This is a genomic window from Streptomyces sp. NPDC111802 (genome assembly GCF_055634335.1).
In genome coordinates this window covers 20,562-37,839 of sequence record NZ_JBVKCZ010000061.1, presented here as the reverse complement: position 1 = coordinate 37,839, position 17,278 = coordinate 20,562, and the positions used below count along the sequence as shown (strand labels likewise).

17 protein-coding genes are annotated in these 17,278 nt (G+C 72.6%); 4 read left to right on the top strand and 13 right to left on the bottom strand.

The window, feature by feature from the left end:
* Positions 1 to 66 precede the first annotated feature (66 nt).
* Entirely contained in the window at positions 67 to 474 is a 408-nt protein-coding gene (locus ACZ7NC_RS40135; RefSeq protein ID WP_471496284.1) for a hypothetical protein, read from the bottom strand.
* A 258-nt stretch (positions 475 to 732) separates the two neighbouring features.
* On the opposite strand from ACZ7NC_RS40135, the gene ACZ7NC_RS40130 reads away from it, so the two are divergent.
* A complete protein-coding gene (locus tag ACZ7NC_RS40130; RefSeq protein WP_471496281.1) occupies positions 733 to 1,200 on the top strand; it encodes a hypothetical protein in 468 nt (155 codons plus the stop codon).
* Positions 1,201 to 1,236: 36 nt separating this feature from the next.
* The gene (locus ACZ7NC_RS40125; RefSeq protein ID WP_471496279.1) at positions 1,237 to 2,154 is read left to right on the top strand and encodes a L,D-transpeptidase family protein; all 918 of its coding nucleotides are present in this window, start codon (positions 1,237 to 1,239) and stop codon (positions 2,152 to 2,154) included.
* Here ACZ7NC_RS40125 and ACZ7NC_RS40120 read toward each other — a convergent pair.
* Positions 2,117 to 2,572, bottom strand: a complete 456-nt coding sequence (locus tag ACZ7NC_RS40120) for a hypothetical protein (RefSeq protein ID WP_471496277.1) — start codon at positions 2,570 to 2,572, stop codon at positions 2,117 to 2,119. The two genes, ACZ7NC_RS40125 and ACZ7NC_RS40120, sit on opposite strands and share 38 nt — an antisense overlap.
* Positions 2,572 to 3,798 (bottom strand): molybdopterin-dependent oxidoreductase, encoded by a 1,227-nt coding sequence (locus tag ACZ7NC_RS40115; RefSeq protein ID WP_471496275.1) that lies wholly within the window; start codon positions 3,796 to 3,798, stop codon positions 2,572 to 2,574. Before ACZ7NC_RS40115 ends, ACZ7NC_RS40120 begins: the two co-directional genes overlap by 1 nt.
* A gap of 114 nt (positions 3,799 to 3,912) precedes the next feature.
* Between ACZ7NC_RS40115 and ACZ7NC_RS40110 the strand changes: the two genes are divergently transcribed.
* Complete coding sequence (locus tag ACZ7NC_RS40110; RefSeq protein WP_471496272.1) at positions 3,913 to 5,280, top strand: hypothetical protein; 1,368 nt, start codon at positions 3,913 to 3,915, stop codon at positions 5,278 to 5,280.
* Between the two features lie 65 nt (positions 5,281 to 5,345).
* Entirely contained in the window at positions 5,346 to 6,053 is a 708-nt protein-coding gene (locus ACZ7NC_RS40105; protein ID WP_471496270.1) for a DUF2470 domain-containing protein, read from the top strand.
* A gap of 86 nt (positions 6,054 to 6,139) precedes the next feature.
* Here the strand turns inward: ACZ7NC_RS40105 and ACZ7NC_RS40100 are convergent, their stop codons facing one another.
* Genes ACZ7NC_RS40100 through ACZ7NC_RS40055 form a run of 10 tightly spaced genes read right to left on the bottom strand, consistent with a single transcriptional unit; the run spans position 6,140 to position 17,203 of the window.
* The gene (locus tag ACZ7NC_RS40100; protein WP_471496267.1) at positions 6,140 to 7,708 is read right to left on the bottom strand and encodes an ABC transporter ATP-binding protein; all 1,569 of its coding nucleotides are present in this window, start codon (positions 7,706 to 7,708) and stop codon (positions 6,140 to 6,142) included.
* Positions 7,705 to 8,496, bottom strand: a complete 792-nt coding sequence (locus ACZ7NC_RS40095) for an ABC transporter permease subunit (protein ID WP_471496265.1) — start codon at positions 8,494 to 8,496, stop codon at positions 7,705 to 7,707. Before ACZ7NC_RS40095 ends, ACZ7NC_RS40100 begins: the two co-directional genes overlap by 4 nt.
* The gene (locus ACZ7NC_RS40090; protein WP_471496263.1) at positions 8,493 to 9,446 is read right to left on the bottom strand and encodes an ABC transporter permease; all 954 of its coding nucleotides are present in this window, start codon (positions 9,444 to 9,446) and stop codon (positions 8,493 to 8,495) included. The genes ACZ7NC_RS40095 and ACZ7NC_RS40090 overlap by 4 nt, the downstream gene beginning before the upstream one ends.
* Complete coding sequence (locus tag ACZ7NC_RS40085) at positions 9,443 to 11,005, bottom strand: ABC transporter substrate-binding protein (RefSeq protein WP_471496261.1); 1,563 nt, start codon at positions 11,003 to 11,005, stop codon at positions 9,443 to 9,445. The genes ACZ7NC_RS40090 and ACZ7NC_RS40085 overlap by 4 nt, the downstream gene beginning before the upstream one ends.
* Before the next feature lie 15 nt (positions 11,006 to 11,020).
* The gene (locus tag ACZ7NC_RS40080; RefSeq protein ID WP_471496259.1) at positions 11,021 to 11,827 is read right to left on the bottom strand and encodes a class I SAM-dependent DNA methyltransferase; all 807 of its coding nucleotides are present in this window, start codon (positions 11,825 to 11,827) and stop codon (positions 11,021 to 11,023) included.
* Positions 11,824 to 13,014: an MFS transporter gene (locus ACZ7NC_RS40075; protein ID WP_471496257.1), complete on the bottom strand. Its 1,191-nt coding sequence runs from the start codon at positions 13,012 to 13,014 to the stop codon at positions 11,824 to 11,826. Before ACZ7NC_RS40075 ends, ACZ7NC_RS40080 begins: the two co-directional genes overlap by 4 nt.
* Positions 12,998 to 14,035: a dipeptide epimerase gene (locus ACZ7NC_RS40070; protein ID WP_471496255.1), complete on the bottom strand. Its 1,038-nt coding sequence runs from the start codon at positions 14,033 to 14,035 to the stop codon at positions 12,998 to 13,000. The genes ACZ7NC_RS40075 and ACZ7NC_RS40070 overlap by 17 nt, the downstream gene beginning before the upstream one ends.
* Entirely contained in the window at positions 14,032 to 15,108 is a 1,077-nt protein-coding gene (locus ACZ7NC_RS40065) for a PLP-dependent cysteine synthase family protein (RefSeq protein WP_471496253.1), read from the bottom strand. Before ACZ7NC_RS40065 ends, ACZ7NC_RS40070 begins: the two co-directional genes overlap by 4 nt.
* On the bottom strand, positions 15,105 to 15,950 hold the full coding sequence (locus ACZ7NC_RS40060) for a Rossmann-like domain-containing protein (protein WP_471496251.1): 846 nt from the start codon (positions 15,948 to 15,950) through the stop codon (positions 15,105 to 15,107). The genes ACZ7NC_RS40065 and ACZ7NC_RS40060 overlap by 4 nt, the downstream gene beginning before the upstream one ends.
* Positions 15,947 to 17,203, bottom strand: coding sequence for an ATP-grasp domain-containing protein (locus ACZ7NC_RS40055; protein WP_471496287.1), 1,257 nt, complete (start codon positions 17,201 to 17,203; stop codon positions 15,947 to 15,949). The genes ACZ7NC_RS40060 and ACZ7NC_RS40055 overlap by 4 nt, the downstream gene beginning before the upstream one ends.
* Between the last annotated feature and the right edge of the window lie 75 nt (positions 17,204 to 17,278).

Below are 17,278 nucleotides of genomic sequence, written 5' to 3'. Positions count from 1 at the left end.
ACCACTCCGCCCACAACTCCACATCACGCAGCGTCTTCTCCACACCAGGCTCAACGAATCACCCCGCTAGCCGACACGAACCTCCCCTGTAGTACAGGACGCCTTCTTGCCCGACCCGGAACGGTAGGACGTCGGCACCGCCGACAATTCCGCTTCGATGCGCCCGTCCGACATCTGCCAGAACCGCGCGCTCGCCGTGCGTTTACCTGTCAGCTCCCTGACGCGCTTCGCCTTCGGATCACTCTTGGGCCAGGTGGCTTTCTCCCGGTCCGCTATCCCCAATTCATCGTGGGACGGCGGCTTGTCCAGCTCTCCGCTGTCGTCGTCATCCGCGAACCAGCCCTTGACGGTATCGATAATGCCCTTTTCGTCACCGTCGTCAGCGGGCGCCGCATACGCTACCTGGGGCAACGCGGTGCTCGTCACCGCGGCTACCACCAGGCACGCCATCAGCCTGCCCAGTCTGGGTTTCACGCCAAACCTTTCCTCATGCGTCGTGGCACAAACATGCCGCCGAAATTCACCCCACCGCGAGAAAACGAGCCCACAGGCGGGGGCGCCGGGTTTCTATTCATTTCGCTGACGCACTGTCAAGTGCCGGGACAATACGGACCTTTGACCTTGCGCGGTCGCTGGTTGCCCGATATTTCCCCTCGCTGGACATCGGCGGAGAACCTCGGCTATAACCCGGCCGGTTCGATCCGATCACTCGTATTCCGAAGGGGGACTTTCATGGCCGGCGACACACAGGAACCCACGACGCCATCACTTTTCCGGCGCGCGGACCGTTCCGGGCTCGTCGTGGCGGGCGCGGTACTGGCCGCCTGCGCGGGCCTCGTCGGGTACGGCGTCCTCGACTCCGGCGAGGGCGGTGACAAGGGGGCCGAGCGCAGCGTCCCGACCGCCTCCGTGACCTACGAGGTGACCGGCGAGGGCTCCGCCGACATCACCTTCCAGGCCCGCAGCGAGGCCGGAAGGGCCACCGTCGTCAAAGGCGCCGCCCTGCCCTGGCGCAAGACCGTCGACGTCCCCGTCGGCCGGGACCCGATCGTCAGCATCGTGCTCACCGAGAAGGGCGGGCAGGCCCGCTGCACCCTCGCGATCCGCGGCCGACACGTCCAAAGCGCCACCGCCACCGGCACGTTCGGACGGGCCACCTGCACCGGTGCCCTGCCCGCCGAGCCCGCGACCGCGAGCTGACCCCACCCGCTTCATCGCCCCAGCAAGGAGTTCCCCGTGCAAGCCCTTCCCCGGCACGTTCTGATCACCGCCGCAGCCTTCAGCGCCCTGGCGATGACCTCCGCCTGCGCCGGGCAGGACGACCAGCGGACCCCGGCCGCCGACTCGGTCGAGGTGTCACGGTCACCCGAGGAGCCCGCCGCCCGCAGCGCATCGCCCAGCGCCTCCGGCTCCCCTTCCGCCAGCCCCTCCGCATCGGCCTCCGGCCGCGTGTCCGCCTCGCCCTCGGCGTCCGCCTCCGCATCGGACAGCGCCACGGGCGAGACCGCCGGTGGCGCGAGCGGCTCCCCTGCCACGGCGGCCGCACCGGCCCCTGCCGCACCCGACTTCCCGGTGCCGGTCGAGACCGGCGACGCCACCCAGCTCCTCACCGTCAAGGCGGGCGGCTCCTACGCCACTGTCACCGCCTGGGCCAAGGGGTCCTCGGGCTGGAAGGCGCAGTTCAGCACCAGCGCCGCCCGCGTCGGCTCCAACGGCGTGACCGACGGGGCCACCCGCCGACAGGGCACGTACACCACGCCCACCGGCACCTACACCATCACCGAGGGCTTCGGCGTCGAGGCGGGCGGCACCGCCATGCCGTACCACCGGGTCACGAACGACGACTGGTGGGTGGAGGACCCCGAGTCGAAGTTCTACAACTCCATGCACGGCGAAGCAGGCGCGGACTTCCCGCTCACCGAGTCCGGCGACCGCGGCAGCGAGCACCTGGTCAACTACCCGGTCCAGTACGCCAAGGCCCTCGTCATCAACTTCAACCGATGGCCGGCCACGCCCGGCCGCGGCGCCGGCATCTTCCTCCACGTCAACGGCAACGGCGCCACCGCCGGCTGCGTCTCCGTGCCCCGGGCCACCATGGACCGCATCATGAGCTGGATCACGCCCTCGGCCCACCCCCGGATCGCCATCGGCTGATCGCGAGCAGCGCCGCCGAGCCGCCGAAGAGCACCGCCGTGATCAGCAGCCAGCGGGGCAGGAAGACGTCCGTGGACATGCCCGTGCCGCGGGCGTAGCGGTCCGCCACCCGGCCGGTGATCAGGGGGAACCACACCAGCAGGAGCAGCAGGGACAGCGCGGCGGGAACGCGGACGTACGGCATCCAGCGCCGGCGGTCGACCGCCTCCGAACCTCGTAGCAGCACCTGATCCGCCGCGCCGTACAGCGGCACCAGGACGAGGTCATGGACGATCGCCGCCCCCACGAACCACAGCGCGACCTCGAACCAGTCGTCCTCCAGCAGCCGTAGCCCCGCGTACGCGGCGAGCGCGAACGAGCAGAGGAGAAGGAGGAGTTGAAGGGGGCTGCCGACCGGGATCGGCTTGGGGCGTCGCATCACAGGTCTCCGAACGTCAGGCGCGCCACCCACTTGGTGTTCAGCACACCGGGCGCGGCGGGCACGATGATCCGCGCCGGGTATCCGTGGTCGGGCGTCAGGTCCTCGCCGTTGACGAACAGGGCCAGGAGGGAGCGGGGGTCGGCGACCTGGTTGGAGCGCAGTGCGGCCTTCCGGAAGGCGCCGCTCTGCTGGAGCGACTCGACGAACACATCCGGTGGGTCTCCGTCGTAGCCCACCAGCGCCGCCAGGTCACGCAGCCGTACGCCGCGCCACCACTGGTCGGACGTCGACCAGCCCTCCACGCAGGCGATGGGCAGGGCCGCGCTGTGCAGTTTCATGCCGAGCAGGTCGGCGCGGGTGAGGCGGACCGTCCGGCCGTCCCGGCCCTCGACGACCAGGCGCCACGCCTCCTCGTCCGTGTCGGCCGCGCGGATCCCGGCGTACGCGGCTGTCTTGTTGATCTGGAAGCCGCCCGGCCCGCTGCCCGGGTCGGCGCCGCCGTGCGGGGCGAGGAGGGCGGTCCGGCGCAGGGCGCCGCCGAAGTTCTGCCCGACGGTCGTGGCGAACAGCAGCAGTGAGCCGCCGCCGACGAACCACAGCGCGCCACGTCGGGAGACCGTCGGCTCGGCGGGACTCGGCGGGACCAAGTCGTTCTTCTCCTCGCGGAGTTGGCGCAGATTGCGCCAGGCCGTGGGCACTTTCAGCACGGCGTGCGCGACGAACGCGGCGATGAAGACCCACGCCCCGTAGAAGTGCAGGGTGTAGAAGGAACCGGGGAAGATGTAGTCGAGCTGGACGTTGAGCACGCCGGTCACGAACTCGAACAGCGCGCCCCCGACCAGCAGCAGCAGCGAGAGCCGTTCCAGCCCGTGCGCGAGCGACCGTGCCGGCGGCAGCGTGAAGAGCCTCGGCACGACCGACCACAGCTTGGCGAGCAGCACGGGGATCAGCGTGATGCCCAGCGTGACGTGGATGCCCTGGTTGAGCCGGTACAGCCAGTGCGGGTCGGTCGGCCAGGAGAAGAGGTAGAAGCCCAGGATGCCCTTGTCCGGGGTCTTGTCGTTCACCGGCGACAGGTTCGGGTTGTAGGCGGCGTACGACACCAGCCCCGTCACGAACAGCACCGTGATCCCGCCGAGCAGTACGACGCCCAGTACCGAGGTCAGCCAGGGGCCGCGCAGCGGGCTGCGCCAGAAGGAGGGTGAGAAGGGAGACCGTGCCATGGGCCGACCGTAGGCCGAAGCGGGGCCCAAAACGCCGCCGTGAACCATGACGAATCTCTGACGTCCGCGCCCGTCACGCGTCCGGCGCACCCTGGGCGTCCTAGCGTCTGAGACGTGACCAGCGATCTTCTGCCCGAGGCCCCCGCCGACACCTGCCCGGCCGCACGCCGAGACCTCCGTCGCGATCTGTACGCCGTCGCGGCCGCCGTCCTGCTCTTCGCCACCGCCGCCGTGGTCGGCACCGCGATCGAGCACCGGGACGGCACCCTGTTCGTCAACTGGCCGCCACTCCTGGCCTACTGGAAACCGCATCTCGGACCGGGCACACCGGCCGCGATCGCCGTCGCGGTCGCCGTCGTGGCGTACGGCCCGGCGCTTGCCGCGCGCCTGCCCTGGCGGCGGCTGCTGCTCGCCGTCTGGGGGACGGGCATGGCCTGGACCTGGTCGCTGGCGCTGATCGACGGCTGGCACCGCGGCATCGCCCGCCGGCTGACGACCCGGTACGAGTATCTGCAGGTCATCGACGACTTCCGGGACATCCCCGCGACGCTGCGGCACTTCACCGAGCACATCGTGGTCGGCGCCTCACCGGAGCACTGGCCCGCGCACATCGCCGGGCATCCCCCGGCGGCCACCCTCACCTTCGTCTACCTCGACCGCATCGGCCTGGGCGGCGGCGCGTGGGCCGGGGCCTGGTGCATCACCGTCGGGGCGGCCGCCGCGCTGGGCATCCTCGTCACCATCCGCACCCTCGCCGACGAGAGGCTCGCCCGCCGCGCCGCGCCGTTCCTGGTGCTGGCGCCGGCCGCGGTGTGGATGGGGACCTCCGCCGACGGCTACTTCGCGGCGGTCGCGGCCTGGGCGGTGGCGTTGCTCGCGCTCGCGGTGACAGGGCACCGGCCGCGCCGGACCGGCCTCGCCGCTGGGCTGCTGTTCGGGCTGACCGTCTTTCTGTCGTACGGCCTGACGCTGTACGTAGTGATCGCCGCCGCCGTCCTGGTGCTGGGCTCCCGGCGGGCCCGGCCCCTCCCCTTCGCGTTGGTGGGTTTCGCGGTCGTGCCGGTCGTGTTCACGGCGCTCGGCTTCTACTGGTGGGAGGCGTACGACCTGCTGGTCACCCGCTACGACCAGGGCGCCGGCGGCACCCGGCCGCAGGCCTACTGGGTGTGGGCCAATCTCGCCTGCCAGGTGCTGGTGGTGGGCCTGGCGACAGTGGCGGGGCTGCGGCGGACCGGGAGCGTGCTGCTGCGCCGGGAACGTACGGCCGCGTTCCGCCTCGGCGTGCTGGTGCTCGGGGCGCTGGTCGCGATGCTCGTCGCCGATCTGTCGGGGATGAGCAAGGCGGAGACGGAGCGGATCTGGCTGCCGTTCGCGCTGTGGCTGCTGCCCGCCTGTGCGTTTCTGACGAGACCGCGCGCCTGGCTCGCGGCGCAGGCCGTGCTCGCGCTGCTCGTCAATCACCTGCTGCTGACGGGTTGGTGAAGACACCCGAGGTCAGATAAAGTTAGCCTTACCTAAGTTGAAGTCGATGTGCTCGAAAGGTTCCCATGCCTGCTGCCACCCGCCCTGAGCCGACGCCCGCCGAGCGTGCCCGCTCGGTGCTCTCGGCGGCCGGCTCGCTGACCGTCACCACGCACGGCCATCGCGTGGAGCTGATCGGCCTGCACACCGTCGACGCCGCCGCACGGCTGCTCCTGCAGAACCCGCCGGACGCCCTCCTCGCCGCCGAACTGGCCGTGGCACCCGAGGGCGGCCTGACCGCCCTGGTCGAGTTCACCGACGTCGCCCCCGTCGCCGTACGCGAACGGGTGCGCGCCCGGCTGACGCTGGGCGGCCGGCTGACCGCCCTCGGCCCGAAGGCCCTGTTGTTCCATCCGGTGCGGGCCGTACTCACGGAGGGGGACGCGACGACCGTCATCGGGCTCGATGAACTGACCTTGGCCGCCCCCGACCCCCTGGCCACCCACGAGGCGGAGATGCTGGCCCGGCTTCACGCGGCCCACGCCGACACCGTGGCGCCGCTCGCCCGGCTGCTCCCGGCCCGGCAGCGGCTCGCAGCGACCGACGTACGGCCGCTACGCCTCGACCGGCACGGCCTGGTGCTGCGGCTGGAGTCACCGGACTCCCACCACGACGTCCGACTGCCCTTCGCCACCCCGGCCACCCACCCGGCAGACGCGGTACGCCAGATCCACGTCCTGCTCGCCCGGGCCACCGCCCGCCCGCGCCGCCGAGGCCTGCCGACCAGGTCGTAGCCCCGGTGCAGCATCCACAGCCGCCGACCCCCGGGCCGCTCGCGGAGGCCTTCCCGTCTCCTCCGCGAAGTGCCCGCGGTCGGCTCTCAGCCACGGGTTCCCGTCTCCAGCCGCTCCGTCGTCTCCATGAGGGAGATCGTGAACGGGTGCTGAGGCGCCGTCAGGATCCGCTGGGCCGCTCCCTGTTCGACGACTTCCCCGGCGTCCAGTACGGCGATGCGGTGCGCGAGCCGTGCCGTGTCCAGGTCGTGGGTGACGAGGACGAGGGACAGACCGCCGCCCTCGCCCGCCCGGCCGTCACCCGCGCCCACCAGTCCCGCGAGGACGTCGAGGATGCCGCGCCGGGTCACCGTGTCGAGTCCGGAGGTGACCTCGTCGCAGATCAGCACCCTGGGGCGGGCGAGCAGTGCGCGGGCGAGGGCGGCGCGCTGGAGTTCACCGCCGGAGAGTGCGCCGGGGCGGCGACGGGCCGGGTCCTGCGGCAGGCCGAGGCGGTTCAGGGTGGCCGACGCCTCGTCCATGGCCGCCCGTTCCTCGACACCGCGCAGCCGTACCGCCGTGCGGGCCACCTGGTCGAGCACCGGCCGGTGCTCGTCGAACGCGGCGCGGGCGTCCTGGAAGACGTACTGCACGGCGGCCAGTTGGGCCCGGCTGCGGTGGCGCAGGCTGCGCGGGAGCGGTGTGCCGGCGAGCAGGATCTCGCCGCCGTGTTCGCGGTGCAGGCCCGCGAGGCAGCGGGCCAGCGTGGTCTTGCCGCTGCCGGAGCGCCCGACCACGGCGAGGCATTCGCCGGGGTGGAGGACGAGGCGCGGGGCGCGCAGTACGACGGTCCGGCGGTCGTGTACGGCGGTCAAGTCCCGTACTTGCAGGGCGTGTTGGACCCGGTTCGTGCGCGTCGCGTCCGGTCGGACCGGGCGCCGCTCGTCGAGCAGCCGGCGGGTCCACTCGTGCCGGGGCGCCGTCCACAGCCGTGCCGCCGGCCCCGACTCCACGACCCGGCCCGCGCGCATGACGAGGACCTCGTCGGCGAGGGCGCGGACCACGTCGAGGTCGTGGCTCAGCAGGACGACCGCGATCCCGCGCGCCGCGACGGCCGCCAGCTGCTCCACGATCCGGCTCTTGGTCAACGCGTCCTGCCCGGTGGTGGGTTCGTCGGCGACGATCACACGGGCGCCGAGCAGCAGAGCCTGTGCGAGGACGACGCGCTGCTGCTGGCCGCCGGAGAGCTGGTGCGGATGGTGACGCAACAGGGCCTCGGCATTGGGGAGTTGGGCGTCGGCCAGGGCTCGCAGGACCAGCGCGCGGGCCGCCGTACGGCGTTGCGCGCGGCGCAGGTGACGGACCCGGGGGCGGGCGATGTCGTCGAGAAGGGCGCCGACCCGGCGGGCGGGGTTGAGGACGGCGGCGGGGTGCTGGGGGACATAGCCCACCGGGCCGTCGTCCGGCCGCCGTACCTCGCCCGTGACACGGGCGCAGGGCGGATACTCCCCCAGCAGCGCCAGGCCGGTCGTGGTCTTGCCGCTGCCGGACGCACCGACGAGCGCGGTCACCCTCCCGGGCAGGGCCCGCAGGTTCACGCCGTCGACGATCACACGGCCGTCGATCTCGACGCGCAGGCCGCGGATCTCGGCGGCGGGGTCCCTCTCATGGTTCACGGGCGTCGCCCTCTCTTCTCCAGCGCGGCGTCGAAGAGCAGGTTGGTGCCCATCGTCAGCGCCACGATCAGCAGTGCGGGCATCACCACGGCCCAGGGCTGCACCAGCAGCCCGGTGCGGTTGCGGTCGACCATCACCGCCCAGTCGGCGGCGTCCGGCGCGACCCCGACGCCGAGGAACGCGGCCGTCGACACCAGATACAGCACGCCGGTCAGCCGGATCCCGGCGTCGGCGGCGAGGGTGCGCAGCGCCGAGCGGCCGACGTATCCGACGGCGATCCGCCACCAGGTCTCGCCCTGCATGCGCAGCGCCTCGACGGCGGGGCGTGCCGCCGCCTCGCCCGCCGCGGCACGCACGATCCGGGCGGCGTCCGGCACGTTCACCAGCGCCACGAGCAGCGCGAGCCCGGCGGCGCCCGGTGTCAGCACGGAGGCCACGAGCAGGATCAGCAGCAGGGACGGCACGGCGAGCAGCACGTCCAGCGGCCGCATCAGCAGGTCCTCCAGCGGGCGGAGGCGGGTGAGCGCGCTGATGAGCGCGACCGGGACGGCGACGAGATAGGCGAGCGCGGTCGCCGCCAGGGCGGTGACCACGACCGTAGGGCCGCCCAGCAGGACCTGTCGCCGGACGTCGCGGCCCACGAAGTCGGTGCCGAGCCAGTGCCCGTCGCCGAGAGTGAAGGAGGTGGCGCGGGGGCCCGGGCCGCCGGCGAAGAGCGGTCCGAGCAACGCCAGTGCGAGGGGTACGGCGACGACGGCGAGGCCGAGCGCGAAACGGCGCCGCGTCATGCGGCCACCCCCGCGCGGGGTGTGAGCCGGTGGGCCACCAGGTCGGCACCGAGGTTGAGTACGACGGTCAGCACGCCGAACACCACGGCCAGCCCCTGCACCACGGGTACGTCGCGTTCGGCCACGGCGTTGAGGAGGACCGTCCCGAGGCCCGGGATCACGAAGAGGGCCTCCACGACGATGACGCCGCACAGCAGCCAGTCGACGGTGCGGGCGAGTTGCTGCACGGCCGGGGCCAGGGCGTTCGGCAGGGCGTGGGCGTAGCGGACGCGGGTGCCGGGGACGCCGTACCGGCGGGCGTGGGCGGCGTACGGGGAGGCGAGGGCGTCGACCATGCCGGCCCGCACCAGGCGGGACAGGGAGCACACCGGGCGTGACAGCAGGACCAGCACCGGCAGCACCAGCGCCGCCGGGTGGGCGAGCAGGTCGGTGCCGTAGCCGACGGCCGTGGGCGGGAACCAGGCCAGCTCGAGGGCGAGGACCGTCACCAGCAGCACCCCGAGCGCGAACTCGGGGACGGCGTACACGGCCAGCGTCACCGAGCTGACCAGCCGGTCGACGGGTCCTCCCTCGTGACGGGCGGCGAGCACGCCGAGGCCGAGGCCGAGCGGGACGAGGAGGGTGAGCGTCAGCGCGGCCAGCAGCAGGGTCGGGCCGAAGCCGTCGGCGATGTACTGGGTGACCGGACGGCCGGAGGTCAGGGACGTGCCGAGGTCGCCGTGCAGCAGGCCCGTCGTCCAGTCGGCCAGCCGCTGGTACGCCGGCCGGTCCAGGTCCATCGCCTCGCGGATCGCGGCGATGCGCGCGGGGTCCGGCTGGTCCCCGGCGAGGGCGACCGCCGCGTCGCCCGGCAGCGCCTCGGTGAGCGCGAAGACCAGCAGCACGACGGCCACGGTCTGCGCGGCGCCGAGGAGCAGCCGCCGGGCGACGAATGAGCGAAGTCCGCTCACGCGAGCCACACCTTGTCGAAGCGGGCCCAGTCGAGGGTGTTGGCGGGGGCCTTGGTCTCAACTCCCTTCACCGCACGGGCCGTTCCGATGATCCAGTCGGCGAAGCCCCAGATGAGGAAGCCGCCCTCGGCGTACAGCCGGCGCTGCATGCGCTCGTAGACGGCGGCCCGCTCGGTCTTGTCGCGGGTGGACTGGGCCTGCTGGTAGAGGGCGTCGAAGTCCTTGTGCCGCCACTTGGTGGCGTTGGTGGTGGAGTCGGTGAGCAGCCGCTGGGAGAGGTGGGCCTCGATGGGCATGGCGCCGGAGCGGTAGCAGCACAGGGTGCCGCCGTCGAGGATGTCGCTCCAGTAGGAGTCCTTGCTGCCCATCTTCACGTCGATCGTGACGCCCGCCGCGGCGGCCTGGTCCCGGAAGATGCCGGCGGCCTCGGTGAACCCGGCCGCGACGGCCGAGGTGTCCAGGGTGACCTTCAGCTTCTCGGCGCCCGCCTGCTTGAGCAGGGCGCGGGCCTTGTCGAGATCCTGTGTGCGTTGCGGCAGGCCGGCGGCGTAGTACTCGTACCCCTTGCCGAACAGGTCGTTGCCGACCTCGCCCGCGCCGGACAGCGCGCCGTCGACGAGTTCCTGGCGGTCGGCGATGAGGAAGAACGCCTCGCGGACCCGCTTGTCGTCGAAGGGCGCCCGGTCGGTCTTCATGCAGAAGGCCTGCATGGCGCTGTTGCGCAGCCGGACGATCTCGATCTGGCCCCGGCCCTCGTACGCGCGGGCGGTGGTCGGGTTGAGCTCGTGCGCGTACTCGACCTGGCCGCCGAGGAGGGCGTTGACCCGGGCGGACTCCTCGTTGGCGACGACGAACTCGATCTCGTCGAGGAGCGGGGCCCCGTCCCAGTAGTCGTCGTTGCGGCGGAAGACGGCGGAGCGGCCGGGGGCGAACGAGACGAACCGGAAGGGACCCGAGCCGATCGGCCGGTCGTCGAACTCGGTCGCGTTCTCCGGCACGATGTACGCGCCGAACGCCGCCAGGACGTTGGGGAATTCGGCGGTGGGCCGCTTCAGCACGAACTCGACGCTCCGCTCGCCGGTCGCACGGCTGGCATCGAGGTCGATCGGCTCAAGCGACGCCTTGGCCCGGAACGCCTGCTTCGGGTCGGCTATCCGGCGGTAACTGTAGAGGACGTCCTTGGCGGTGACGGGCTTGCCGTCGTGGAAGGTGGCCTGACGCAGTGTCACCTGCCAGCGGTCCAGCGTCTTGTTCGACTCCCACTTCTCCGCCAGGCGAGGCCGGGCGGAGAGGTCGGCGTCGTAGTCCGCGAGCTTGTCGAAGAGGGCCTTGGCGCGGGCCGCGTCGGCGAAGAGGTTGGCCAGATGCGGGTCGAGGGTCTCGCTCGCGCCGCCGCCGGCGAAGGCGGCACGCAGTCGGCCGCCGCGCTTGGGGGTGCCGTCGGAGGCCGCCGGCTCGCCGGAACCGCCGCATCCGGCGAGGGCGAGTGCGGCGGCCGCACCCGAGGTGGCGGCGAGGAATCCGCGTCGGCGCAGGCCGGGAAAGCGTTCGTCGTTCATGAGTGGTCCTTTGTGTCAGTGGGTGTGCAGGCGCGCGACGACATGCAGCCGGTCCGCTTCGGTGCCGGTGCAGGTGTTGGTGCCGGTGCAGGGCAATTCGCCCTGCCGCCAGGGCGGTTCGGTGCGCGGCCCCGGACCGTCGTGCAGTTCGAGCACCTCGAAGCCGTGCGCGGCGAGGAAGTGGCGCAGCTCCTGCGGGAACAGCAGCCGCCACGCGGAGCGCTGCTCGACGGGCGGTGAGCCGTCGTCGGTCGTCCACACGCGGGTGCGGCGCAGGAGTTGGGCTGTGCGGTCGACGGCCAGGGTGGTCGAGGACCGGAAGGCCTTGCCCTGCCAGCTGAAGGTGTCCACGGACGGGCTGTCGAGGAGATCGGTACGGCCCAGGAAGTACGCGCCGTTGCGCATCTCCGCGACCAGCAGCCCGCCCGGCGCGAGGGCGCGGCGGCAGGAGGCGAGGAAGCCGTCGAGCTGGTCGTTGGTGTGGCAGTACAGCAGGGAGCTGTCCAGGCAGACGACCGCGTCGAAGGCGGCCCGGCCCAGGTCGAAGCCGTGCAGGTCGGCCCTGACGTACACCGGGCCCGGGTGGTGGGCGCGGGCGTGGGCCAGCATCGTCTCGGAGAGGTCGGCGCCGGTCACCGTACGGCCCACGGAGTGCAGATGGGCGGCGTCGCGGCCGGTGCCGCAGCCCATGTCGAGCACGCGCGGCCCGGCGCCATGGCGGCGCAGACAGTCCTCGGCCCAGCGTCCGGCGAGCCGGTCGGGGTCGGGGAAGCGGGCCTCGTAGAGGACGGGGTGGTCGGTGAGGAGGTTGCCGCCGGTCATGCGTAGCTCTGTTCGACGACCTGGGGCAGCGCCCCGCGCCGGTGCAGCCACCCCACACCGGCCGCCGACGCCAGTCCGACGGCGGCACAGCAGATCCAGGGCAGGCCCTCCCCGGTGTCCATGGCCCAGCCGACGACCGCGTTGCCGAGGGCGGCGGCGATGCCGGAGACGACGTAGAAGATCCCGAAGTACGTACCGGTCAGCTCGCGGCGGCCGAAGCCCGGGATCAGCTCCATCACGAACGGGGAGCAGATCATGATGCCGAGATTGAGCAGGAGGGCGCTGAGCAGGACGAGCGGTCCGCCGAGCAGGGGCGGCAGGAAGGCAAGGCCCATCACCGCGAGCCCGCCGGCGATCCAAAGGGGCCTGACACCACGGGACTTGAGGGCGCGTGTGATGCGCAACTGGAGCGCGAGGTTGGCCACCGTACCGATCAGGAAGACCAGTCCGGCCGCCCCGTCCCAGCCCGTGGCCTCGCGCGCCCCGTCGGGCAGCAGCAGATACAGCTGGTTCTCCAGCGTGAACATGCCGACCATGGCGAGCGCGAAGGCCAGGAAGGCCCGGTTGCCGAGCACCTCCCGCCAGTCGCCGAGCACACCGCTCCCGGTCGGCTCGACCTTCCGCGCGGGCAGGACGAGCGCCTGGGCCACGGTGAGCGCGGCGAAGATCCCGGCGGCGGTCAGCGCGGACGTACGGAAGTCGACGAGCAGCAGGGCGCTGCCCAGCAGCGGCCCGATGAGCGCTCCGGTCGTGGCGAACACATTGAACAGCGCGAACGCCTCCGCCTTGCGCTCCCCCGCCTCCTGCGCGAGATACGCCCGCACGGCCGGGTTGAACAGCGCCCCCGCGAGCCCGCTGAGCACGGACGCGGCGAGCAGCACCGGCAGCCCGTCACCCAGCGCGAACAGGGCGAACCCGACGGTCCGCAGGGCGCACCCGGCGATGATGACGCCCCGTGCCCCGAGCCGGTCCGACGCCGAGCCGCCGATGATGAACAGGCCCTGCTGGCTGAGGTTGCGCACTCCGAGCACGATCCCGACAACCGCGGCCGACAGGCCCAGGTTCTCGCCGAGGTGGGTGGCGAGGTACGGGATGAGCAGATAGAAGCCGGTGTTGACGCCGAGCTGGTTGACGAGCAGGAGCCGGACGGCGAGCGGGAAGCCGCGTATCTCATGCCATGTGCGCATGGGCCGCCACCTCCTCGACTCCCAGACCGGGCAGGGCACTTGGGCGTACGACGCCGTCGGCACCGCCGATCCCCCGCCACGGGTCGTGGGCGAGCAGCAGATGCCCGTCGAGGTCGGTCCAGCGGGCGCGGTCGGCGAGATGGACGGCGGGGGCGATGCCGAGGGTGCTGGCGGTGAGACAGCCGAGCATCAGCTCCGTCCCGCTGCCCTCGATCAGCTCCGCGATGCGCAGGGCCGCTCGAACTCCCCCGCACTCGGCGAGCTTGACGTTGACCGCGTGGACGCGTCCGGCCAGCCGCCGTACGTCCTCCTCGCTCACCGCGTCCTCGTCGGCGATGACAGGCAGCGGCGACCTCTCGGCGAGGGCGGCCAGCGCATCCGGGTCACCGGGCGGCAGAGGCTGTTCGACGGCCTCGACGCCGAGCGCGGCGAACCGGGGCAGCAGACGCCCGGCCTCCGCCGCGTTCCAGGCCCCGTTCGGGTCCAGCAGCAGCCGCACTTGAGGAGCCGCGTCACGGATGACCCGCACGCGCTCCACATCGTCCTCGGGATCGGACGAGCCCGCCTTCACCTTGACGATCTCGAATCCGCTCGCGGCAAGGCGCCGGGCCTCGGCAGCCGCGTGCGCGAGCGAGGTGATGCCGATGGTGCGTGCGGTGGCGGCACCGAACGACGTCTCGGTCCCCAGCAAACGGTGCAGAGGCACGCCGTCCCGCTTGCCGACGAGGTCCAGCAGCGCGGACTCGACGGCGGCGATGACCGCCGGCGGCGCGGTGTCCGAGGCCAGCGCCTCCAAGGCGCTCTCGGGGTCGGCGAACCGTTCCAGATCGATCGCCGAGATCAGCCGGACGAGCGTGTCGGCGTCCAGCCGGTAGTACACGCTGCTGACGGCTTCGCCGTATCCGGTCACCCCGTCGTGCTCCACGCCCAGCCATACGGCGTCGCGGGCGGTCATGACGGAGCGGGAGATGCGCAGCGGCTCGGCGAGTTCGAGACGTACGGTGCGCAGGCGGGCCTTCATCGCGTCCTTCCGGAAGAGAGGGGATCGGCGACCCGCGCACATCGCCCCCACCCGCCGGCCTCGGCGGCGTACGGGTGCGGTATCTCCACGGGCCGGGTGGCGGCACCGGCGAGGTCGAGGCCGTGGGCGGTGATGAAGTCGTCGTCGTAGACGGTGCCGAGGTAGCGGTGCGGCCCGTCGGGGAACACGGTGGCGACGACCGCGCCGGAGTGCACTCGGGCCGCCCAGGCGGCGACGCGGGCCACGGCCCCCGTGCTCCAGCCGCCGCTGACGAAGCAGCCCCGGGCGAGCCTGCGGCAGCTGTCGACGGCTTCGGCGGGGCCGATCCAGTGGACCTCGTCGAAGGCGTCGTAGGCGACGTTGCGCGGGTGGATGCTGCTGCCGAGGCCGCGCATCAGCCGGGGCCGGGCGGGCTGGCCGAAGATGGTCGAGCCGGTCGCGTCGACGCCGATGAGCCGGAGCGCGGGCCATCGCCGGCGCAGCGGGCCGATGACTCCCGCGCTGTGGCCGCCGGTGCCGACGCTGCACACCAGGATGTCCAAGTGGTCGAGCTGGACGCCTAGTTCGGCGGCGAGGGAGGCGTAACCGGCGGTGTTGTCGGGGTTGTTGTACTGGTCGGGCCAGTAGGCGCCGGGGAGTTCGGCGAGCAGTTCGCGCAGTCGGCCGAGACGGGCCGCCTGCCAGCCGCCCTGCGGTGCGGGGCGATCCACGATCTCCAGACGGACGCCGTGGGCGCGCAGCAACTGCCGCATGGACGGCTCCAGTTCGCTGTCGCCGACCAGCACGACGGGATGGCCGAGTGCCTGTCCTGCGAAGGCGAGCCCGATGCCGAGCGTGCCGGAGGTGGACTCCACCACGGCGGCACCGGGGCGCAGTTCGCCGCGCTCCCGTGCGCCGAGCACCATGGACACGGCGGCCCGTGCCTTCATGCCGCCCGCCGCGAGTCCTTCGAGCTTGGCCCAGAACCCCGGGTGGGCATGCGGCAGTTCGGCCGTGACGCGGACGACGGGGGTACGGCCGAGCAGCGCGAGCAACTCCGGCTGCGCGGTGGCGCGTACGGCCGTCGCGGTCATCGCCCGCTCCCGGAGCCGCGGTAGCGATGGACCACGCCGGGTCCGCCGTCGAGCCAGAAGAAGGGGTACGGCTCCGCGCACACCGCGCTCACGCCGTGGCCCAGGAAGCGGGGCAGCACCGCGCTGCCGGTCTGCGCGAACATCACCAGCTGCTTGCCGTGCCGCAGCGCGTGCTCACGCAGCGGTTCGAAGGTGCCGTTGCCCAGGGTCATCCCGGACACCAGCAGCGCGTCACAGCTCCCGGCGGCGGCGAGCGCGTCGGTGACGACCGGCTCGCCCCACTCGGTCGTCCCGCCCTTGAGGTCGCACGGCACATAGCCGAGCCGACGCGAACGCAACGCCTCCAGCAGGGAGTTGACGACACCGACCACCAGCACGCTGCCCCCGGCCGGCAGGTCCAGCAGCTCGGTCACGGCCCACGCTCGCGCCCGGGACTTCTCCAGCGACGACCCGGCGGCCAGGGCGAGGGGCTGGGCGCCGTGCTCCGGCGTGTGCGGGGTGCTGTGCATCAGGTAGGCGTCGAGGGCGGCCACCCGCACCGCGGGCAGCGGATGGTCGAGGAGCCGGGCCACATCGGCGCCCACGCAGTCGTCCAGCGCGCTGTCGGGCAGCTCCCCCGGCTCGACCGCGCACGACCCGACGGCCTCGGCGAGGCGCAGGCTGAGGACCTCGTTGCGGTAGCCGGTGCCGCGCCCGTCGTGCCGTACGGCCTGCCGGGTGGTGAAGGCGACGGCGACGCTCAGTGTGCGGGGGTCGGGGCCGAGAGCGCCCGCGCGGACGCGGGCCACGAGCTCGTCGTACGTTCGACAGGGCGTCGTCGGACAGGCGCTGACCGCGGTCATCGGATCACCAGCCCCGCGCGCAGCCCGGACAACAGGCGCTCGACCCGGTCGCGGGCGCCGGGCCCTTCGGGGTCGCCGGCCATGACATGGCCCAGGTACTCGTTGTTGCTGCCCGCCGCCTTCACGGCGGTGCCGGGCTCGGCGAGCTGCACCTCCAGCACACCTGCTGCCTCGGCCAGTTGCCCGGCGCCGAGCGCTTCGAGGGTGCCCGCGCGGTCCGGGACGAGGAAGCCGATGGCGGCGCTGCGCAGCCCGGTGTCGGTGCGCCTGAGGTCGGGCGTGCGGCCGAGGGCGACGTCCACGAAGGCGGCGGCGAGGTCGATGCCGGTGACATGGCGGACGAGTTCGGTGATGCGGTTCCCGGCGGGCCGGGGATTGACCTCGACGACGCGCGGTCCGGCGGCGGTCAGCTTGATCTCGGTGTGCGCCACGACCGCGTCGGTCAGCCCGAGCGCCTTGAGCGCGCCGAGCGCGGTCTGCTCGGCGGCGTCGAGGTCGGCGGGGGACAGGGCGGCCGGGAACATGTGGCCGGTCTCGACGAAGGCGGGCGCGCCGCCGACGCTCTTGTCGGTGACGCCGACCATGTGCACCGCGCCCGCGTAGGACACGGTCTCGACGCTGACCTCGGGGCCGTCGAGGAGCTCTTCGAGGAGGACGGCGGGGGTCCGCCGCTGTCCCCGGGTGTTGACCGGGAAGTCCGCCAACGCCCGGAATAGCTCGGCGAGTTCGGCCTCGTGCTCGACGCGCCGCACATACATGCCCGCGCACAGGTCGACGGGCTTGGCGACGAGCGGATAGCCGATCTCCCGGGCGGCCCGCGCGAGGTCGGCCCACTCCTCGTGCACGGCGAAGCGCGGTCCGGGAAGTCCCGAGTCGGCGAGGACACGGCGGGTGGCGTCCTTGCGGCAGGCGTTGTGAACCGCCTCGGGGCCGGGGCCGGGCAGCCCGAGCCGCGCGGCGATCCGGGCCACCGTCGGCAGGTAGTAGTCGCAAGAGGTGATCACCCCGTCGAAACCCAGCACCGAGTGCAGCCGCTCCACCTCGGGCAGCAGCGCGTCGACGTCGTTCGTATCGGCGGTGATCACATTGCGGGCGCCGAGCAGTGGATGCGCCGCCCCCTCGGGCGCCGAGCGCAGGTAGTGATGCAGGTCACGGGTGAGGAAGGTGAACTCGTGCCCGCCCTCGCGGATGGCGCGTGGCAGCAGCCTGCTCATCGATCCGACCCAGCTCTCGACCACCAGCAGATGAGCCACAACTCCCCTTTTCACGCCTTGAGTTCAGTCGTCAGAGCAGCCCGGATCGCCCCTCGGTGAAGGGGTGCCGGACTT

Excerpts from the sequence above, each read along its gene's own strand:
- ACZ7NC_RS40065 (WP_471496253.1), bottom strand. The coding sequence starts at position 15,108 with ATGACCGCGACGGCCGTACGCGCCACCGCGCAGCCGGAGTTGCTCGCG.
- ACZ7NC_RS40060 (WP_471496251.1), bottom strand. The coding sequence starts at position 15,950 with ATGACCGCGGTCAGCGCCTGTCCGACGACGCCCTGTCGAACGTACGAC.
- ACZ7NC_RS40115 (WP_471496275.1), bottom strand. The coding sequence starts at position 3,798 with ATGGCACGGTCTCCCTTCTCACCCTCCTTCTGGCGCAGCCCGCTGCGC.
- ACZ7NC_RS40080 (WP_471496259.1), bottom strand. The coding sequence starts at position 11,827 with ATGACCGGCGGCAACCTCCTCACCGACCACCCCGTCCTCTACGAGGCC.
- ACZ7NC_RS40120 (WP_471496277.1), bottom strand. The coding sequence starts at position 2,572 with ATGCGACGCCCCAAGCCGATCCCGGTCGGCAGCCCCCTTCAACTCCTC.
- ACZ7NC_RS40085 (WP_471496261.1), bottom strand. The coding sequence starts at position 11,005 with ATGAACGACGAACGCTTTCCCGGCCTGCGCCGACGCGGATTCCTCGCC.
- ACZ7NC_RS40130 (WP_471496281.1), top strand. The coding sequence starts at position 733 with ATGGCCGGCGACACACAGGAACCCACGACGCCATCACTTTTCCGGCGC.
- ACZ7NC_RS40070 (WP_471496255.1), bottom strand. The coding sequence starts at position 14,035 with ATGAAGGCCCGCCTGCGCACCGTACGTCTCGAACTCGCCGAGCCGCTG.
- ACZ7NC_RS40075 (WP_471496257.1), bottom strand. The coding sequence starts at position 13,014 with ATGCGCACATGGCATGAGATACGCGGCTTCCCGCTCGCCGTCCGGCTC.
- ACZ7NC_RS40105 (WP_471496270.1), top strand. The coding sequence starts at position 5,346 with ATGCCTGCTGCCACCCGCCCTGAGCCGACGCCCGCCGAGCGTGCCCGC.
- ACZ7NC_RS40095 (WP_471496265.1), bottom strand. The coding sequence starts at position 8,496 with ATGACGCGGCGCCGTTTCGCGCTCGGCCTCGCCGTCGTCGCCGTACCC.